The 17457-nt window shown below is 36.8% G+C and carries 17 protein-coding genes and 1 riboswitch; of the genes, 5 read left to right on the top strand and 12 right to left on the bottom strand.

Annotated features, from left to right (window positions below):
- Window positions 1-287 precede the first annotated feature (287 nt).
- Window positions 288-596 carry a LysE family translocator gene (locus JEOSCH030_RS10855; RefSeq protein WP_235962232.1) on the bottom strand — a complete coding sequence of 103 codons (309 nt, stop codon included), beginning with the start codon at window positions 594-596 and terminating at the stop codon, window positions 288-290.
- Between the two features lie 378 nt (window positions 597-974).
- On the opposite strand from JEOSCH030_RS10855, the gene JEOSCH030_RS05875 reads away from it, so the two are divergent.
- Window positions 975-1667 (top strand): LysR family transcriptional regulator substrate-binding protein, encoded by a 693-nt coding sequence (locus JEOSCH030_RS05875; protein WP_185125701.1) that lies wholly within the window; start codon window positions 975-977, stop codon window positions 1665-1667.
- Between the two features lie 32 nt (window positions 1668-1699).
- Here the strand turns inward: JEOSCH030_RS05875 and lysA are convergent, their stop codons facing one another.
- The 8 genes from lysA to JEOSCH030_RS05835 form a co-directional block, all read right to left on the bottom strand.
- Complete coding sequence (lysA, locus tag JEOSCH030_RS05870; protein ID WP_185125700.1) at window positions 1700-2983, bottom strand: diaminopimelate decarboxylase; 1284 nt, start codon at window positions 2981-2983, stop codon at window positions 1700-1702.
- Window positions 2973-4043 (bottom strand): alanine racemase, encoded by a 1071-nt coding sequence (locus tag JEOSCH030_RS05865; protein ID WP_185125699.1) that lies wholly within the window; start codon window positions 4041-4043, stop codon window positions 2973-2975. Before JEOSCH030_RS05865 ends, lysA begins: the two co-directional genes overlap by 11 nt.
- An 18-nt stretch (window positions 4044-4061) precedes the next feature.
- Window positions 4062-5213: a M20 metallopeptidase family protein gene (locus JEOSCH030_RS05860; protein WP_185125698.1), complete on the bottom strand. Its 1152-nt coding sequence runs from the start codon at window positions 5211-5213 to the stop codon at window positions 4062-4064.
- Window position 5214: 1 nt separating this feature from the next.
- Window positions 5215-5928 (bottom strand): 2,3,4,5-tetrahydropyridine-2,6-dicarboxylate N-acetyltransferase, encoded by a 714-nt coding sequence (dapD, locus tag JEOSCH030_RS05855; protein ID WP_185125697.1) that lies wholly within the window; start codon window positions 5926-5928, stop codon window positions 5215-5217.
- Between the two features lie 15 nt (window positions 5929-5943).
- The gene (gene dapB / locus JEOSCH030_RS05850; RefSeq protein WP_185125696.1) at window positions 5944-6657 is read right to left on the bottom strand and encodes a 4-hydroxy-tetrahydrodipicolinate reductase; all 714 of its coding nucleotides are present in this window, start codon (window positions 6655-6657) and stop codon (window positions 5944-5946) included.
- Complete coding sequence (dapA, locus tag JEOSCH030_RS05845; RefSeq protein ID WP_185125695.1) at window positions 6654-7544, bottom strand: 4-hydroxy-tetrahydrodipicolinate synthase; 891 nt, start codon at window positions 7542-7544, stop codon at window positions 6654-6656. The genes dapB and dapA overlap by 4 nt, the downstream gene beginning before the upstream one ends.
- A 16-nt stretch (window positions 7545-7560) precedes the next feature.
- Window positions 7561-8535: an aspartate-semialdehyde dehydrogenase gene (locus JEOSCH030_RS05840; protein ID WP_185125694.1), complete on the bottom strand. Its 975-nt coding sequence runs from the start codon at window positions 8533-8535 to the stop codon at window positions 7561-7563.
- An 81-nt stretch (window positions 8536-8616) separates the two neighbouring features.
- Window positions 8617-8793, bottom strand: a riboswitch (Lysine riboswitch).
- A 68-nt stretch (window positions 8794-8861) separates the two neighbouring features.
- Window positions 8862-10463 carry an ABC-F family ATP-binding cassette domain-containing protein gene (locus JEOSCH030_RS05835; protein ID WP_185125693.1) on the bottom strand — a complete coding sequence of 534 codons (1602 nt, stop codon included), beginning with the start codon at window positions 10461-10463 and terminating at the stop codon, window positions 8862-8864.
- A 178-nt stretch (window positions 10464-10641) separates the two neighbouring features.
- Between JEOSCH030_RS05835 and JEOSCH030_RS05830 the strand changes: the two genes are divergently transcribed.
- Window positions 10642-11526 (top strand): CvfB family protein, encoded by an 885-nt coding sequence (locus JEOSCH030_RS05830; protein ID WP_185125692.1) that lies wholly within the window; start codon window positions 10642-10644, stop codon window positions 11524-11526.
- A gap of 419 nt (window positions 11527-11945) precedes the next feature.
- On the opposite strand, the gene pepF is transcribed toward JEOSCH030_RS05830, so the two are convergent.
- Entirely contained in the window at window positions 11946-13751 is a 1806-nt protein-coding gene (gene pepF / locus JEOSCH030_RS05825; RefSeq protein ID WP_185125691.1) for an oligoendopeptidase F, read from the bottom strand.
- Window positions 13752-13875: 124 nt separating this feature from the next.
- Here pepF and JEOSCH030_RS05820 point away from each other — a divergent pair, with 124 nt between their 5' ends.
- Complete coding sequence (locus tag JEOSCH030_RS05820) at window positions 13876-14205, top strand: hypothetical protein (protein WP_185125690.1); 330 nt, start codon at window positions 13876-13878, stop codon at window positions 14203-14205.
- Window positions 14206-14225: 20 nt separating this feature from the next.
- Here the strand turns inward: JEOSCH030_RS05820 and JEOSCH030_RS05815 are convergent, their stop codons facing one another.
- The gene (locus JEOSCH030_RS05815; protein ID WP_208454284.1) at window positions 14226-14903 is read right to left on the bottom strand and encodes a helix-turn-helix transcriptional regulator; all 678 of its coding nucleotides are present in this window, start codon (window positions 14901-14903) and stop codon (window positions 14226-14228) included.
- A 13-nt stretch (window positions 14904-14916) separates the two neighbouring features.
- Here JEOSCH030_RS05815 and JEOSCH030_RS05810 point away from each other — a divergent pair, with 13 nt between their 5' ends.
- Together JEOSCH030_RS05810 and JEOSCH030_RS05805 are read left to right on the top strand one after the other, a co-directional pair.
- The gene (locus JEOSCH030_RS05810; protein ID WP_185126527.1) at window positions 14917-15117 is read left to right on the top strand and encodes a gluconate 2-dehydrogenase subunit 3 family protein; all 201 of its coding nucleotides are present in this window, start codon (window positions 14917-14919) and stop codon (window positions 15115-15117) included.
- Between the two features lie 20 nt (window positions 15118-15137).
- Entirely contained in the window at window positions 15138-16877 is a 1740-nt protein-coding gene (locus tag JEOSCH030_RS05805; protein ID WP_185125688.1) for a GMC family oxidoreductase, read from the top strand.
- Window positions 16878-16939: 62 nt separating this feature from the next.
- On the opposite strand, the gene JEOSCH030_RS05800 is transcribed toward JEOSCH030_RS05805, so the two are convergent.
- Window positions 16940-17296: a general stress protein gene (locus JEOSCH030_RS05800; RefSeq protein WP_185126526.1), complete on the bottom strand. Its 357-nt coding sequence runs from the start codon at window positions 17294-17296 to the stop codon at window positions 16940-16942.
- Window positions 17297-17457: the final 161 nt, after the last annotated feature.

Here is a 17457-nt window from a genome sequence, read left to right as displayed (position 1 = left end):
TTCAACTCGTTTTGTCTATTCAGCATCATTTTTAACACACCCAATAGACTTTTCAACTCGTTTTGTCTATTCGACATCATTTCTGACACACCCAATAGACTTTTCGACTCATTTTGTCTACACGACATCATTTCTGACACACCCAATAGACTTTTCGACTCATTTTGTCTATACGACATCATTTCTGACACACCCAATAGACTTTTCGACTCATTTTGTCTATTCAGAATCATTTCTAACAAACCCAATAGACTTTTTAACTCACTTTACAACCCATTCACCAAAATTTATAAAAATATACTAATCGCTGAATAAACAAGAAGCAAACTCATAACAATTCTAAAGGGTAAGTCATATTTATTTAACAAGTCTTTTAAGAAACTACCTGCAAAGCCCCATATCAATAAGTATAGCCAGCCGACTATGACAGTAATCGCCATGTAGATTATGGTCGTCACTAAATCATCTGCGATTTGCATAATGAAGGCACCAAGTAGGGTGATGAAAATCAACAATGACTTCATATTAAAGATTTGGATCAAAAAGACTGATTTAAATGATTGATAGGCTTTACTTTCATCTTCATCAACTGACATTTTAAAGGTTTTATAGGCAAGATATAGTAAGTATACAAAACCGAATATTTCAACACTGACTGAATTTCAGGTAATAGATCATTCAAAGTGTATAACAAAACAAGTGAGAGACAAGCTAAGAATAAAAATCCTGCTAATATACCAGCAATAAAGCGGCTTGCACCTTTAATACCAAAGGTTTTAGAGGATAGCATGATAAATAGATTACTTGGTCCTGGTGTAATTGAAGTAACTGTAATATAAATCAAGAATGACAACATAACATAACCACCTTCCTTATGTAATTATTCTAACTAGCACATCATCATAAGTTAAATTAATATTTTTAATAAAGTATTAGTAAGAATAATAAAAAGACAAAGAGTGGAGATTTTTATCATGGAAATAAAACAAATGCCGATGATTCATAATATTTTACGGACGCACGACGCTATATACTTGCTGAGTGACTTACATCAAGAGGAGGGGACAATCCGAGTGGCGGCGCCGGAATCTTTAACACTTTCAGGACTAGGTGATGTGGTTCGATATTTCATCTATCATCATCCTAATATCAATATTGATCTCTATAACAATACCTGTACCGACAATCAAAAGTTATTGTTGATGGACGAGATTGATCTGGCACTTGTTGTCAATCACACCGTTGATGATCGCTTGTTTAATGTGCAAAATTTAAGAGAGATTCCAATTGTTATGGTCAGTCATGCACATGCACCTGATGATTTTGAAACTCTCTTAAAAAACGACGGTTACAATCACTTCATTACAAATGAAAAAGAGTCTACCTACCGACGCATGTTTGAAGAAACTTTCGATAAAAATCTTAAAACGACTGAACTTTGGTCGATTGGTGCCATTAAACAAATGCTGTTAGATGATGTCGGATTTTCAGTTCTACCTTACAACACTGTCGTTCAAGAAATTAAAAATGGCAGTCTCAAAATCATTGACCATGATCTTGATTTTAAGACGTTTCACGCATTTCTACTGACTCAAAAACAGTCTTGGACCCATCCTTTAGTTAAACAATTTATCGATCAAACAAAAAGTGTATTTAAAGAAAAATAGAGCCGTCCCAAAAGGGATGACTCTATAATGTTTTATCTAATATCATTTTCGATTAACTGCTCTAGACTCTGTCTTTTAATCACTTGGCGAACACCATTGTCACTTACAAAGATAACTGCTGGTTTTTGCATTTGATTATAATTCGAAGCCATAGAGTAGTGATAGGCACCTGTAGTTTTAACGGCCAGTAGATCACCGCGTTTTATGTCTTCTGGTAACATCTTGTTCTTACCAATCACGTCACCGGACTCACAGAGCTTACCAACAACATGACTTGGAAGGCTGGTCGAATCCTCATTCAATTCCACAGGAATGACTTCATAGTCAGCACCGTATAAAGGAGTACGAATATGATCGCTCATGCCGCCATCAATTGAGATATATTTACTAACACCCGGAATATCTTTAATGGTGCCGACTTCATAGACCGTAATGGCAGCTTCAGCAGTAATCGAACGACCAGGTTCTATCATAAGGTGTGGCATGTTCCGATTCGATTGTTTTAAAACTTTCTTTAAGTGGTTAAGTATATCATCAAAACCTGTCTCAATTGGAAAACGCACATCGTCTTCAGTATATTTAACTCCGTAGCCGCCACCCATATTTAAGATGTCGATATCAATATTTTCTTGATCGAGCCAAGCGAAGACGTTGCTAATCGCATTGATAAACGGCTGACTGTCAGCGAGTTGTGACCCTAAATGATAGTGAATGCCCTTAAAATTTAAATGTTGACTTCTTTTAATTAAGTCAATTGCTTTTTTAGCAGCTCCATTTGATAAAGACAGGCCAAACTTACTATCTTCTTGACCGGTTGATATGTATTCATGTGTATTGACTTCTACACTAGGATTAATGCGGATTAACACATTGACAGCATCATCTTCCTCTAAATCTTCAGCTAAGCCATCAATTAAAGAAATTTCATCTAGCGCATCGATGATAAAAAATCTAACACCATTTTTTAAAGCATAGTCAATTTCATAAGGGGTCTTGTTATTACCATGAAAATGAATATCTTGTGCTGGAAAGCCTGCCTGTAAAGCGGTGTAAAGCTCCCCGATGGAAACGACATCTAATTCCATATTTCGACTTTTTAAAAGCTTAATCATTTGGATACTAGAAAATGCTTTTGAAGCATAGGAAATAGAATAGGGCACTTGATGGTGCTTAAAGACACTATGATATTTATCCATCATGGACACTAGATGGTCTTCATCGTATATAATAAGCGGTGTCCCGTAGTCTTTAACAAGACTTTGAACCTCATGTCCTCTAATTGTGAGTTGCCCAAATTCATTATATTCAGTCGTCATAAACAATGTCTCTCCTCATCGAGTTGTAATTTAAAGCACCAAGTTGTTCTGAGTTTGCACCGACACCAAGGGCGGTGAAGTGATCAATTCTTTGATTCTTACCATAGAGATAAACAGGCATATGAGCTTCTACATGATCATCGATTAAAACCGCCATGTGACTCATCATCAAAGCAACAATCTTATAAGTTCGACCACCAATTTGACAGCCATGCTTAATTCTTTCTCTTAAAATCCCATCACCATAACCAATATCAACAATGGCGATTTTACAGTCCTCTTCAGCTGTAAAGGCTCCACTATAGCCAAGGGACATACCTTTATCTAAGTGTTTGATTTGAATGATTGGTGCGGTGACAGATGAAGCTTGAATGAAATCTTTATCGTCTAAGTTTTTAAATGGTTTAGACCCATAAAGACCAATTCCTAACCTCACATGACTATGAGATTTAAATATGCCATCACGGACAAAAGAAGCACTATTTTGAGCGTGAATGACAGAGGGTTTAAGTCCTAAGTCAAAAACACCTTCAACAAAGTCTAACCACAGTTGTCTTTCCTTTTCATAGATACCGTTAAATTCATCAGCATAGCCAAAATGCGTCCATAATCCTTTTATATTTAGAGTACTTCCAGAATCTTTTGCATCTCTCAAAATTGCAGCGAGCTGATCTATATGTGCTAAACCAGAACGTTTAAACAAGCCTTCAAATTCAATATGTATAGCCAGACCTACTAAGTCATTCTTATAGGTCTGATAATAGTCAAGAGAGGGGAGGGTGATCTCAAGCTTATATTTTTTTACTCTTTTAAAATCTGTCGTCGGATTGAGTAGGAAAATACTAACTTTTTCCCCACAAATTTTTCTAATATAAATTGCATCTTCTATTGAAGTCGTTGCAAAGTAATCAATGCCTGAAATTGCAAAGGCTTTAACAGCAAAGTCTAAGCCGTAGTTATAAGCATTATTTTTTACAACAGCAATCGTTTGACCTTCAAGCTGAAATTGACGCGCTTGCTCTATAAATTCAGCTTGATCCACTTGAAAAACACCACCCATATTTGACACTCCTGACTTCTAGTAGTTATTTAAAATTGCTTGATAGTAATCGGCGACCTTAATCAAGACTTTCTCATCAAAGTTAAAAGTATTTGTGTGTAGGCCGGTTAAAAATCCTTGGTCAATATTTCTAGACCCCATAAAGACAAAATAAGTTGGTGCAATAGTAGAGTAGAAAGAAAAATCTTCACCGAAGAGATAAGGTTTATCTTTTTCATGAGCTTCAAGTCCCGCATCTTTTAAAGATGTTTCAACGAGCGTTTTAAGTTCACCATTGTTTCTCACTGCAGGGTAACCACTATTGTATTCTAGCCTCACTGTGACACCATACAGTAACTCTGCTGTTTCTTTTATTTTAGCCATGGTCGTCTTAATAATTGCAAGATCTTCTTCCTCATAAGTTCGGATGGTGCCTCTTAGTTCTGCTGAACTTGGCACGGTATTAATCGCTTCTCCAGCTGACATTTCACCCATATGGACGATATTTCTATTTAGTCCATCTAGATGGAACTGTTGAATGGTCGCAACTTCAGAGGCAATTTTTATAATCGCTTCAAGTGCTGATTTCCCTTGGTGTTTTTGAGCAACATGACTGGAGGTACCCTCAACGAAAAAGTGAAACTCATTGGCGCTCGCCGTTAATTCTTCATCCTTATAATGCGCAGTCCCTTCAGCTTCATCTGGCATTAAATGAATACCAAAAATCGCATCAAAATCCGGTCGATTATCCCAAGCATTAATTAAAAGATTCGCACCAGCATTACTTTCTTCACTCGGTTGGAAGATAAAGACACAGTTATGTTTTAACTGTCCTTGTTCAGATAAAGTCTTGAGACGCTTAATAAATAATAAAAGTGCAGTCGTGTGACCATCATGGCCACACGCATGCATTACATTTTTCACTTGACTCTTATATGAGACATCATTTTCTTCTTGGATCGGTAGCGCATCGATATCCGCTCTGAAACCGAGAATTTTATCAGAAGACCCTTTTAACTCAGCAATAACGCCAGTATCTAGAACACGATAGTAGGGGACATCAAGGGATTCTAAGACACTAATAATATAATTTGTCGTCTCGAATTCCTCCATGCTCAGTTCAGGGTGTTGATGAAGATGTCTTCTATGTTTAACTACAAATTCAAGTTCTTCTTTTACATTACTTGTCATCTTATTTCAACTTTCTTAATGCTTGAACAATTTCTTTTTTAGAATCTGTTACTTCACTTGCTTGTTTAATGACTCTAGCTGGTGTACCTGCCACAACAGAACCTGCAGGCACATCTTCTGTCACAATAGCACCAGCAGCAACAATAGATCCTTTACCAACTCTAACACCTTCTAAGATGACTGCGTTGGCACCGATAAGTACGTCGTCTTCAATGACAACAGGGGAGGCACTTGGGGGTTCAATGACACCTGCTAGGACTGCACCCGCACCAACGTGAACATTTTTACCAGTTGTTGCACGACCTCCTAGAACAGCGTTCATATCAATCATAGTACCTTCTCCTACAATGGCACCGATATTAATAGACGCACCCATCATAACGACTGCACCGTCTTCAATCACTGCATGTTCACGAATGAAAGCACCTGGCTCAATACGTGCATTGGTATTTGTTAAATCCATTAATGGAATTGCTGAATTACGACGATCTTGTTCAACGACAATATCAGTAATTTTATCTTCAATTGTAGGATAAAATGCTTGCCAGTCTCTTGCATCAGCAAATACTGTTTTAGAATCATTTGTCCCAAATACTTTAAAGGACTCATCAAATGTGACTTCAGAGAAGTCCCCATTGATATATATTTTTAAGGGTGTTTCTTTTTCTGCCTCTGAAATGTAATTAATAAGTTCTTCTGCTGTAAATTTCTCCATGTGTAAAGTTCTCCTTTAAAGTAAGTTATTATAATCGTAATATCCGTTTTCTTTTTTAATGAGTGCCTCTGCTGCCTTAATAGCACCATTGGCGAAAATATCTTTTGATTGAGCGATATGTTTTAATTCTATCACTTCATCGTGGCCTGCGAAAATTGCATCGTGCTCTCCAACAATGGTACCACCTCTAATAGCAGAAACACCAATCTCTTCAGGCTTTCTAGCATGGCTCAGCTTAGAGCGATCATAGACTGGATAACTGTCCGTTCTTTCTTCTAAGGCAGTATCTAAGAGTTTAACTAGTGTCCCACTTGGAGCGTCTACCTTTTTGTTGTGGTGGCGTTCAATCAGTTCAAGATCGTAATCTTGTAACTGTTCTAGGGCATTTTTTAAGAGCTTGTTTAAAACATGAACCCCGTAGCTCATATTGCTAGAGAAGAAAACAGGTGCTGTTTGACTACGTGCTTTTAACAGCTCAACAATTTCTTCTTTTTTACCAGTTGTCGCCACAACTATTGGTGTTTTAAAGTCTTCAGAAATTAAGGGAATCAATCGTTCTGGATTAGAGAAATCGATCGCAACATCCGCTTTAGCATCATCTATATGTTGATAGACTGGATAAGCGTCTGTTGAAGAAGAGATGACTCCGATAACTTCATGACCCGCATCTTCTGCTAATCTTGCGACAATCTGATTCATAGTCCCATAGCCAATTAAGAGAATCCTCATACTCTGACACCAGCTTTAAAGTTTTCATAAACTGTGACAATACTTTGTCTCACATCTTCATCTAAAGCGAGTAGGGGCAGTCTGAGTTCATAGTTCCCAAAGCCAAGTGAAGCAGTAATCGCTTTGACAGGAATCGGGTTAACATCGACTTGGACCGCATTGATGACTGGCATCAAATCACTAAAGCGTTCACGTGCAGTCGTTGAATGACCTGAAGATTGTAATTCATAAACTTCTTGTAATTCTTTAGGAATGACATTACCGACAACTGAGATTAATCCTTTACCACCAAGGGCAGTAAAATCAGTGAAGTTATCATCATTACCAGAATATAAGGTAAAGTTGTCATCCACTAGATTTAAGACTTTTATCGTGTAGTTTAAGTCGCCAACCGCATCTTTTAAAGCCACAATATTAGGATGTTGACTTAGTTCTAAAATAGTTTCAGGCTCAATTGAAAGATTAGTACGTGATGGCACATTGTATAAGACAATTGGAAGTTTGATACTATCTGCAATTGCTGTAAAGTGAGCCACTAAACCTTTTTGATTGGACTTGTTGTAATAAGGTGTAATGAGCATAACAGCATCAGCCCCAGCTTCTTCAGCAAATTGTGATAGGGCAATGGATTGATGAGTTGAGTTAGTTCCCGTACCTGCAATGACTGGTACACGACCATTAACAGTCTCAATCGCAGTGGTTAAAAGTGTTTTGATTTCATCTTCAGATAAGGTTGGTGACTCACCAGTTGTACCGTTGATAATTAAACTTTGGACATTATTTTCTATTAAAAACTCAAGGTGATTTTTAAATGCGTCAAGGTCAATTTGGTTATTTGTAAATGGGGTGGTCATGGCCACACCAATACCTTCAAAAATTCGGGTCATATTAATCCGCTCCTTATTAATTATCAATCAGTGATTTAAGAATCTGCACTGTATTCTGTGCTGCACCTTTAAGTAAGTTATCTCCGACACACCAAACGTGGAAAGTATTTTCTAAAGTAGGGTCTTTGCGAATTCGTCCAACATATATTTTGTGTTGATCTGTTGCTTCATACGGCGTTGGATACACACCACTTTGAACGTCATCCATAACGACAATGTGATCAAACTGTTTAAATGTTTCTCTAACTTCTTCTTCACTTGTTTCTTTTTTTAGAGTGACGTTAATCTGTACGCTGTGACTTGAAATAACAGGTACTCTAACACATGTTGCCGTCACTTTAATATCATCGTTATCTAAAATTTTCTTTGTTTCATCAATCATTTTGACTTCTTCTTTTGTATAACCATCATCTAAGAAAACGTCAATTTGAGGAATGACATTATTATAAATTGGCTTTGGATAAGTCGTTGGTGCTTCACCCTTTGCACCTTCCTCTAAGTCACGAATACCGCCTGCACCTGAACCAGAAACAGATTGATATGTCGCATAGTGTACGCGGTCCACTCCGAACTTATCGTGAAGGGGACTTAGAGCAATCACTGACTGAATGGTTGAACAGTTAGGATTGGCAATAATTTTTCTCTTCAAACTCGGTTGATTAATTTCAGGGACAATCAAATCAATATCATCATGCATTCTCCAAAAGCTTGAGTTATCAATGACAATTGCACCATTTTGTTCAAAGAGTGGTGCGAACTTTTCACTTGTTGAACCACCAGCGCTCATGACGACATAGTCGAAGTTACCATCTGTTTTATCCTCAGTGAGTTCTTCTACGGTATAAGTTTGACCTTTAAAGTCAATCTTTTTACCGCTAGAGCGCTTTGATGAAAATAAAACTAAATCGTCAAAGGGAATCTCATAGTAGTCAATCATTTCTAACATCTTACTACCAACAACACCTGTGGCACCTACAATTGCTAATTTCATATCTCATTGCCTCCTGAATATTCTGAACTAAATAGATAAATAAAAAAACAAGCCCGGGTGACCGGACTTGTTAAATTTATATACAAGCGATGCACTCCATTATCGAAACAATAATGACAAATCCCTAGCTCTTAACCTAAAGATTCAACGACTAATTCCTGCATGAACTAATCATTTCGGCATCTCACCCTTTCCTCTATACACTTTGCAGAAGTTCTGTAAGAGAGTACTATTGATCGATGCGCCTCATCCAATCATATTTAGTTTTTAAATTACTGTTAGATGTCATTATACATAAGGAAATATTCAAAGTAAACAGAAACTTCTTATTGTTTAATAATTCCTTTTTCAACTAGGTAATCTTCGTAACCAATTTCTTTAACGATGGCTTGATTATTATCTAAGTCTAAAACAGTATTAGAAATCGTGTTGATAAACTCCAAGTCATGAGATGTAAAGATGACTGAGCCTTTAAATTTCTTCAGACCATCGTTAACCGCTGTGATACTTTCTAAGTCTAAGTGGTTAGTCGGTTCATCTAAAAGAATGACGTTCGCTTGAGATAACATCATTTTAGATAACATAGCACGTACCTTTTCTCCCCCTGATAAGACGCTTGCTTTTTTCTTAGCTTCTTCACCAGAGAAGAGCATGCGACCTAAAAAGCCACGTAAGAAAGTTTCTGTCTGTTCTTCAGGTGGTGCATATTGACGTAACCATTCAACTAAGCTTAAGTTGACACCTTCAAAGTACTCTGAGTTATCTTTAGGGAAGTAACTTTGTGAAGTCGTCACACCCCAACGTACTTCTCCTGAATCCGGAGTAATTTCACCAGCTAAGATTCTTAAGAGTGTCGTTCTTTGGAGTTCACTACCACCCGTTAAAATAGTCTTGCTGTTTGGAAGTAGTGTAAATGATATATTGTCTAAAACTTTTTCCCCATCAATAGAGTGACTGAGATTTACGACTTGTAGTAATTCATTACCGATTTCTCTTTCGGCAGTGAAGTTAACAAATGGATAACGACGTGAAGACGGTCTAATATCCTCTAGCTCAATCTTATCTAACATTTTCTTACGGCTAGTTGCCTGTTTTGATTTAGAAGCGTTGGCAGAGAAACGAGCTACGAAATCTTTAAGCTCCTTAATCTTTTCTTCTTTTTTCTTGTTTTGATCTTGAGCCATTTGTAGGGCCATCTGGCTTGATTGATACCAGAAATCGTAGTTACCTACATAAATTTGGATCTTACCAAAGTCGAGATCCGCAATATGTGTACACACATTATTTAAGAAGTGTCTGTCGTGGGATACGACAATAACTGTGTTTTCAAAGTTGATTAAGAACTCTTCTAACCACTGAACCGCTTCAATATCTAAACCGTTGGTCGGTTCATCTAAAAGTAAAACGTCAGGATTACCAAAGAGACTTTGAGCAAGTAAGACTTTTACCTTTTGTGTATTATCAAGCTCTGACATGTTTTTATCGACTAATTCATGTGGAATTCCAAGTCCGTGGAGTAGGGTTTCTGCATCACTTTCAGCAGTCCAACCACCCATTTCACCAAATTCCCCTTCAAGTTCAGCAGCTCTAATGCCGTCCTCATCTGAGAAATCAGGTTTCATATAAATTTCATTCTTTTCATTCATTACAGACCATAATTTTTCATGGCCCATCATAACAACATCTAGGACTCGAGTGTCTTCGTAGCCGAAGTGATCCTGTCTTAAGAACGCCATGCGCTCATCTTGTCCTAAAATTACGTGTCCGTCTGATTCAACTTCACCAGTTAAAACTTTTAAAAATGTCGATTTCCCAGCGCCGTTGGCACCAATTAAGCCATAGCAGTTACCTGGTGTGAATTTAATATTGACATCTTCAAACAGTTTTCTGTCTCCGAATCTCAAACTCACTTCGCTTACTTGCAGCATGTGCATTCTCCTTTATATTCAAATCATTACGCTAAAGTTTACATACATAAGCGATGATACCATAAATGTGGTATTATTGGAATATAGTTAACTTAGAGAACACATGATACGATGAGCTTAAGACATGATTTTTTAACAGACTAAATCCAAGCAATTTTATAATAAATGAGGAGTCATTATGACAAAAATTTCAGGTACAGTACAATTTTTAAAAATAATTAAAATCGAAGGATCGACTTACCACTTAGTCACTGAAGACGAAAAGTATATTCGTATGAACGCATCAGAAATTGAAGATGGTAAAACATATGAAATTAACGAAGAGATTCCGGTCTTTATCTACCCAAACCGTTCTGGAGAATTATTCGCGACACCAAAAATACCGACCATTACAGCAGATAAGTTCGGTTATGCAAGAGTTGCTGAAGTAAACCGAGATGGTGCTTATCTAGATATCGGTTCTCCGAGAGAAATCTTAATCCCATGGACAGATTTACCACGTATGAAAAACGTCTGGCCAGCAGTTGACGACATGGTCTATGCGACCATTCGTGTTGAAGCAGATGATCAATTATTCGGTCGTCTCATTACAGAAACTGAAGTCGAAGAAAAATTCCAGCCCCTTAGTCAAGAAGACTATAAAGAGCTAGGCAATAAATGGATGAAAGGCCGTCCATACCGCCTGTTGAGAATCGGAACTTTCTTAATTTCAGAAGATGGTTATAAAGTCTTTGTCCATGAATCAGAAAGAGAAGCTGAGCCCCGTCTCGGTCAAGAAGTCTCATTCCGATTGATTGGCATTAATGACAAAGGCGAAGTCAACGGTTCATTTTTAGAAAAAGCCTATAAACGTTTAGGAACAGACGGAGAGCGTCTCGTTGAATATATGCAAATGCATGGCGACATGATGGAATTTAACGATAAAAGTGATCCAGAAGACATTAAAAAAACTTTCAACCTATCAAAAGGCCAGTTCAAACGTGCCCTCGGTGGTCTCTTAAAAGAAGGCCGAGTCGAATTCGTTAATGGCAAGGTTCATTTAAAAGAAAATAAATCAGAATAGATATGAATTTTGATAATGCGTGCCGTCGTCCGTGTGACGAAGGCGCGTATTTTTGTTTGTGTGACGTCGTTCCTTGCTCGGGTGGTGCGCAAATCCGTTTGTGTGATGTCGTCAATTTCTCGATGGCGCGCAAAGCTGTTTGTGTGACGTCGTCATTTCTTCGATGGCGCGCAAAGCTGTTTGTGTGACGTCGTCAATTTCTCGATGGCGCGCAAATCCGTTTGTGTGACGTCGTCATTTCTTCGATGGCGCGCAAATCCGTTTGTGTGACGTCGTCAATTTCTCGATGGCGCGCAAAGCTGTTTGTGTGACGTCCGATAAAGTGATATATCAGACATCGAAGTTTTGACGACGTCCGATAAATCATTCATCAAAAAAGCCATGAACCCCTCTAACAATAGGATTCATGGCTTTTCATTTTATTTATCGAGCTCTTCTGTTAATGCTTCTAATTGATCGACAAGTTCGCCGATATAAGCAATTGTATTCTCTAATGGCTGACTTGTTGTAATGTCAATGCCTGCCATATTAGCTAATTCTACTGGATTTTCTTTACCACCAGTTTTTAGAACGTTTAACCAGTCATCAATGGCTGGTTGTCCTTCATTTAAAATACGTTGTGACATTTCTGTCGCAATCGTTAAGCCTGCTGAGTAAGTGTAAGGATAAAGTCCCATGTAATAATGCGGTTGACGCATCCATGTTAACTCAGCACCTTCAGTAATCTCAACGTCGTCTCCCCAGAATTTTTCAATCACATCTCGCTTAATTTTGTTTAAAGCAGATGCTGTGACTGTCTCATAGTTATCAACGAGTTTATAAACTTCTCTTTGATAAGCGGCTTCTAGTAGGTGAGTAACAAAGTTGTGGTAATACGTTCTTGAAATAATTGAACTGATTACCCAACGTTTAAAGGCAGGGTCTTTAGAGTTTTCTAAGAGATGATTTGCCATTAACATTTCGTTCATGGTACTCGGTGCTTCGATAAAGTACATAGATGGACGGGCATCAAAGATATTTTGTGAACGGTTGGCATTATAAAAATGACCAGCATGTCCTAATTCATGGGCTAGTACAAATACTTCTTCCATTAAGGATGACCAAGAGATTAAGACAAATGGGTGAGAACCGTATGGACTTGAACAAAAGGCACCAGTCGATTTCCCTTTATTCTGTACAAAATCAATCCATCTCTCATCAAAGGCACGGTTAATCATGTCCGTATAATCTTCTCCCATTATACCGAGTGCATCTAAAATATATTTACGTGATTCTTCCACGCTAATTTCAGGCTCTGAGTCCGGATCTAGTGGAATTTTTAAATCTTCATATTTCATTTGCTCTAGACCATGCTCTTTTTTCAACAATTTCGCATAGCGTCTCATGTGTGGTGCTAATTGTTCTGTAATCGTATCAATCTGTCTATCGTATAACTCACGGTCTACTTTTTGACCATGTAAGAGATAATCAATGACTGAATCAAAACCTCTTAAATCCGCTTCTGCTTTTTCTTGCTTGAGATGAATATCATAAGTGCCTGCTGTTGTTTCTTGGTATTTTCTTAAAGAATCCGAGAATTGTTTAAAAGCAGTTCGTCTAACATACTTATCTGGATTGGATTCTAAACCACCTTCAAAAGCAAGGTAGGATAGGGCGTATTCTTTACCATCTACAGTAAAGCTACCAAAATCAATGTCTAAAAGCTTAGTTTTTTGATAAAGATCATATGGCCCTTTGAAAACAGAAGAAAATGCAGCGAGTGCTTTTTCTACATTTGGTTCTAGTTGATAAGGCTTAGAGCGTAGTAAATCTTCCACAAAATGAGCATAGTCTGCTTTTGCTTCACCAATAGCGTTTAAGAAGTCTTCATCCTTATCTAATAGCTCACTTGTTAAAAAGCTAGTTTTAGTACTGACTTCTGTTTGTAAGCTACCTGTTAAGGCGCCTAATTTCTGAGCTGCCTCATCACTTCTATCTGCAGATAATCTTAAATTAGAATATGTACCAATTAAGACAAGTTCTTCTAAAATTGCACGGTAGTCATCAATTGCAAGTACTGCTTGTTCTACAGTTTCAATATTGCCTTGGTGTTTATCTTGAAAGGCAGTAACATCCACCTTGACACCTTCAATGGCTTTAACACAAGAGTCATCATCCTTAAATAAAGGTGTTAAATCCCATGTGTACTTTTCTTCAACTTCTGATCTGTGTTTCAATTCCGTCATGTAAACATCTCCCTAATTTTTTCCTTCGTTTGACTACATTATACATAAAATTTTGAATATTGTATAACTTCAAGATAATGATTGAAGCATCTTTTTTTGGGTATAAATAAGAGAGGTGATGACGATGGTAGATGATGTACAGTTTTACATTTATACACTCTTAGCAGTGATTGTTTTAAGTATTATTGTTGGATTTTTACCTAAAAAATATTACATTATGCCACTGGTCACCTTAGTTGTGATGACCATCTTGGCTTTTGTACTACCGAACTTTTATCCAGATTTAGATTGGCAGCCACTTCTTGGCTACGCAGTGTTCTTAACGCTTCTTTCACTCGCAATTTCTGTTTCAATGTGGATTACTAAAAGAAATAGAAGAAAAGCCAAAGAGGTTAGGAACGCTGAAAAAGTAATTTCTAAAGCAGAAGAGAAAGAAGAAACCCATAAACGCTGATATGACAGCGTTTATTTTTTTTACGATAAAATCCCCAAACGAAACAGTTCAGCAACAGCCTCTGTTCGATTCCTACTATTTGTTTTATCCATAACGGTCTTAATAAAGTATTTTATATTTGCTTCTGAAAAGTTCATGGACTCAGCAATCTCCTTAGTTGAGTAGCCGTATGAGACATACTTTAAAATTTTTATTTCTTTTTCAGGAAAATCATGTTTGCTCATAACTTTTCCTTCTGATAACAACTCGGATACAGCAAAACGAAAATCATTAGCTTCTTCTATTACACTTTCAGACATATTGAAGTCAATGTTTAAACCAGTAAAAAATGCAATAACTACATCATTAAGTGAGATTGGTATTAGAAATAGATCTTCAATTATAACCGGAGCTAGATATTGGCCTCCGATACTAATCTGTAGTCTATTACCATGAAATAACTTAACTTTATTTTCTTTTAAGTGTCTATGAATGTGTTCATTCATTTTCATATACTCATGAATATGTTGTAACGAATTCACTTTATAATCTTTATATTGTAGGACACCACTAAAAGAATCATCTAAACGAGAATAACGAAATAACTGTGATACCTCTGAAGGGAAGTATTCGTGAAAAGTTTTTAAAAGTTCAAAAGATCGTTCATTCGGATGACTATGTTCTTGCATATCGAAAAATATCTTATGAAATCTATTCAAATATCTCACCTCAATTTTCTTTCAAATTTTAAGGTCGTCAACCATTGAAGGTGCGTATGCTGATCCTTTATACGGTGGCAATAAGAATATGGAAGGATGGAAAATGAAAGAATATCCTGGCGCTCAATTATCTTATCGAAATTTAATGACTGAAGATTATCAAGCCGACGCAGAATACGTTGTTATTGAACCAATGAGTTTAAGCGATCAATAATAGAACGGAGTTAACAACATATGGTGACTAAATTAGACAAAGTGCCAGTCGTAACCATTGGCGTAGGTTGGGCCGGGGGAATTGTCGCTGCTGAACTTTCAAAGGCAGGACATAAAGTTGTCGGCCTTGAAAGAGGCTCTAACCGTGTAACTGAGGACTTTGCCAATAAGCATGATGAGTTAAGGTATATCAATCGACACGAACTAATGAATAAACTGTCTGACTTATCTTTTACATTTAGAAATAATACTGAAGAAACAGCAGCTCCACTAAGACATCCAGATTCTGCAATTGTTGGTAGAGATGTTGGTGGTGGCGGCTTACACTGGGCAGCACAAACACACAGATATTTTCCATATAATTTTGAAATTAGAAGTAAAACTATTGAAAGGTATGGCGAAGAAAAAATTCCAGAAGGCTCAACAATTCAGGATTGGGGAATAACTTATGATGAATTGGAACCATATTTTGATAAATTCGAAAAAACTATGGGTACTTCCGGAGAACGTAACGATAACGAGGCACCTAGAGAAAATGATTATCCTACACCACCTCTGAAAAAAACACCTGCCATGGCATTATATGAAGAAGCTGTAAAAAATTTAGGATACAGTCCATATGTGATACCTTGCGGAACTATTTCAGAAGAATATGAAAACCCAGATGGACAAACTTTAAATGGTTGTCAGTATAATGGATTTTGTGGAAGTTTCGCTTGTGAATGGGGTGCTAGAGCAAGTCCTGTTACAACAGTTATTCCAACAGCACTTGCTACCGATAATTTTGATTTAAAAACTAATTCACTAGTTACAAGAATTCTTCATGAAAATGGTAAGGCTACTGGAGTAATTTATAAAGACACTAGAACGCTAGAAGAATTTGAACAACCAGCTGACCTTATCGTATTAACTAGCTATACATTAAACAACATAAGATTACTATTACTATCAGAAATTGGCGAACCATATAATCCAGAAACAGGAGAAGGAATTATTGGTAAAAACTTCACTGATCACCATGCCTATCATGGTGCTACTGGATTCTTTGACGATAAAATTATTAAATATATTAGTACAGGTGCATTAGGTATGGCTTTTGGAGATTACAACGCAGACAACTTTGATCATTCAGATTATGATTTTATTCATGGAGGTCAAGTAGAAATTAGAGAGCAGGGTAACATGCCAATTTCAACTAATCCAGTACCTAATGGAACAAAAACATGGGGGAGAGAATTTAAAGATCAATCTGTATATTATGCAAATCGTCACATATCTTTAATGTCCCAAAAAGCTTCTTTACCTTATGAAAATAATTATGCTGATTTAGATCCGACATTTAAAGATCCGTATGGTGATCCGCTATTAAGAATCACAGTAGATTACCATGAGGAAGAAACAAATCGAAATAATTTTCTAATAGATAAAGCAGAAGAAATATTAAAAGAAATGGGCGCTCACTCAATAAATAAAGATGAACAAGCTGAACATTTTTATCCTGGTATGAATGGTATGCACAACGGCGGTGGCGTAATTATGGGTGACAGTCCTGACAACTCAGCAGTAAATAACTACATGCAAATGTGGGATATAGAAAATCTATTTGTCTGTGGTGCAAGTGCGTTTCCACACTTCGGAGCCACAAATCCTACATTGACAATGGGAGCACTCACTTATAGAGCGACAGAAGGGATGATTAAATATCTTGATGGCGAGAAGGGGATGCTAGTAGAAGCAAAAACTAAAACAACTTTAGCATAAAATAAAATAAAATAATTGCCGTGTCCTAAAAGTAGGGCACGGCAATCTTTTCATATATTTAATTAACCAATAATAGTGTCTAAATCTATACCATACGTTTCTGTGACGATTAAGAATACTGCACCTTTGTCGAGTTCTGCTTCATATTCTGATGTTTCTGCTTCAGAAAATCCAACACTTTCGATTTTGTCTCTTAACTCATCGCCTTGTTTTTCAAATACTGATTTAACAGCATCTGTGAGACCTTGTTCGCTTGCACCAATTGTATTTGCTTCTGTGTTCTTAGCGATACGGTTAGTGCGATCATCATCGTGAGAGAGTACGTAGATATTTTCTTTTTCAATTTTATTCGCTTTTAAGATTGAAATATCTTCTTGGATTCTTTCGTCATCATGATACACTTTAAAAAATGGTGCAATACTAACATTCCTCCATAGAAATAATGATTTGTCTTACATATATGTATTTATCCGAATAATAGAATCTTAAACATAATGTTCACTATAGGGGCAATATTACCGTCAATTTATAACTTCCTATAATATATGTTATGTAAACTTTATAATTAATTTTAAAAGAG

It is taken from the genome of Jeotgalicoccus meleagridis (assembly GCF_903994045.1).
Classification (GTDB): Bacteria; Bacillota; Bacilli; order Staphylococcales; family Salinicoccaceae; genus Jeotgalicoccus; species Jeotgalicoccus meleagridis.
Note: the sequence above shows the minus strand (reverse complement) of the source record. Positions and strands in the feature narration are given on the sequence as shown.

Coding starts and splice junctions, on each gene's coding strand:
- JEOSCH030_RS10855 (WP_235962232.1), bottom strand. CDS start 596: ATGTCAGTTGATGAAGATGAAAGTAAAGCCTATCAATCATTTAAATCA.
- JEOSCH030_RS05875 (WP_185125701.1), top strand. CDS start 975: ATGGAAATAAAACAAATGCCGATGATTCATAATATTTTACGGACGCAC.
- lysA (WP_185125700.1), bottom strand. CDS start 2,983: ATGACGACTGAATATAATGAATTTGGGCAACTCACAATTAGAGGACAT.
- JEOSCH030_RS05865 (WP_185125699.1), bottom strand. CDS start 4,043: ATGGGTGGTGTTTTTCAAGTGGATCAAGCTGAATTTATAGAGCAAGCG.
- JEOSCH030_RS05860 (WP_185125698.1), bottom strand. CDS start 5,213: ATGACAAGTAATGTAAAAGAAGAACTTGAATTTGTAGTTAAACATAGA.
- dapD (WP_185125697.1), bottom strand. CDS start 5,928: ATGGAGAAATTTACAGCAGAAGAACTTATTAATTACATTTCAGAGGCA.
- dapB (WP_185125696.1), bottom strand. CDS start 6,657: ATGAGGATTCTCTTAATTGGCTATGGGACTATGAATCAGATTGTCGCA.
- dapA (WP_185125695.1), bottom strand. CDS start 7,544: ATGACCCGAATTTTTGAAGGTATTGGTGTGGCCATGACCACCCCATTT.
- JEOSCH030_RS05840 (WP_185125694.1), bottom strand. CDS start 8,535: ATGAAATTAGCAATTGTAGGTGCCACAGGTGTTGTTGGTAGTAAGATG.
- JEOSCH030_RS05835 (WP_185125693.1), bottom strand. CDS start 10,463: ATGCTGCAAGTAAGCGAAGTGAGTTTGAGATTCGGAGACAGAAAACTG.
- JEOSCH030_RS05830 (WP_185125692.1), top strand. CDS start 10,642: ATGACAAAAATTTCAGGTACAGTACAATTTTTAAAAATAATTAAAATC.
- pepF (WP_185125691.1), bottom strand. CDS start 13,751: ATGACGGAATTGAAACACAGATCAGAAGTTGAAGAAAAGTACACATGG.
- JEOSCH030_RS05820 (WP_185125690.1), top strand. CDS start 13,876: ATGGTAGATGATGTACAGTTTTACATTTATACACTCTTAGCAGTGATT.
- JEOSCH030_RS05805 (WP_185125688.1), top strand. CDS start 15,138: ATGGTGACTAAATTAGACAAAGTGCCAGTCGTAACCATTGGCGTAGGT.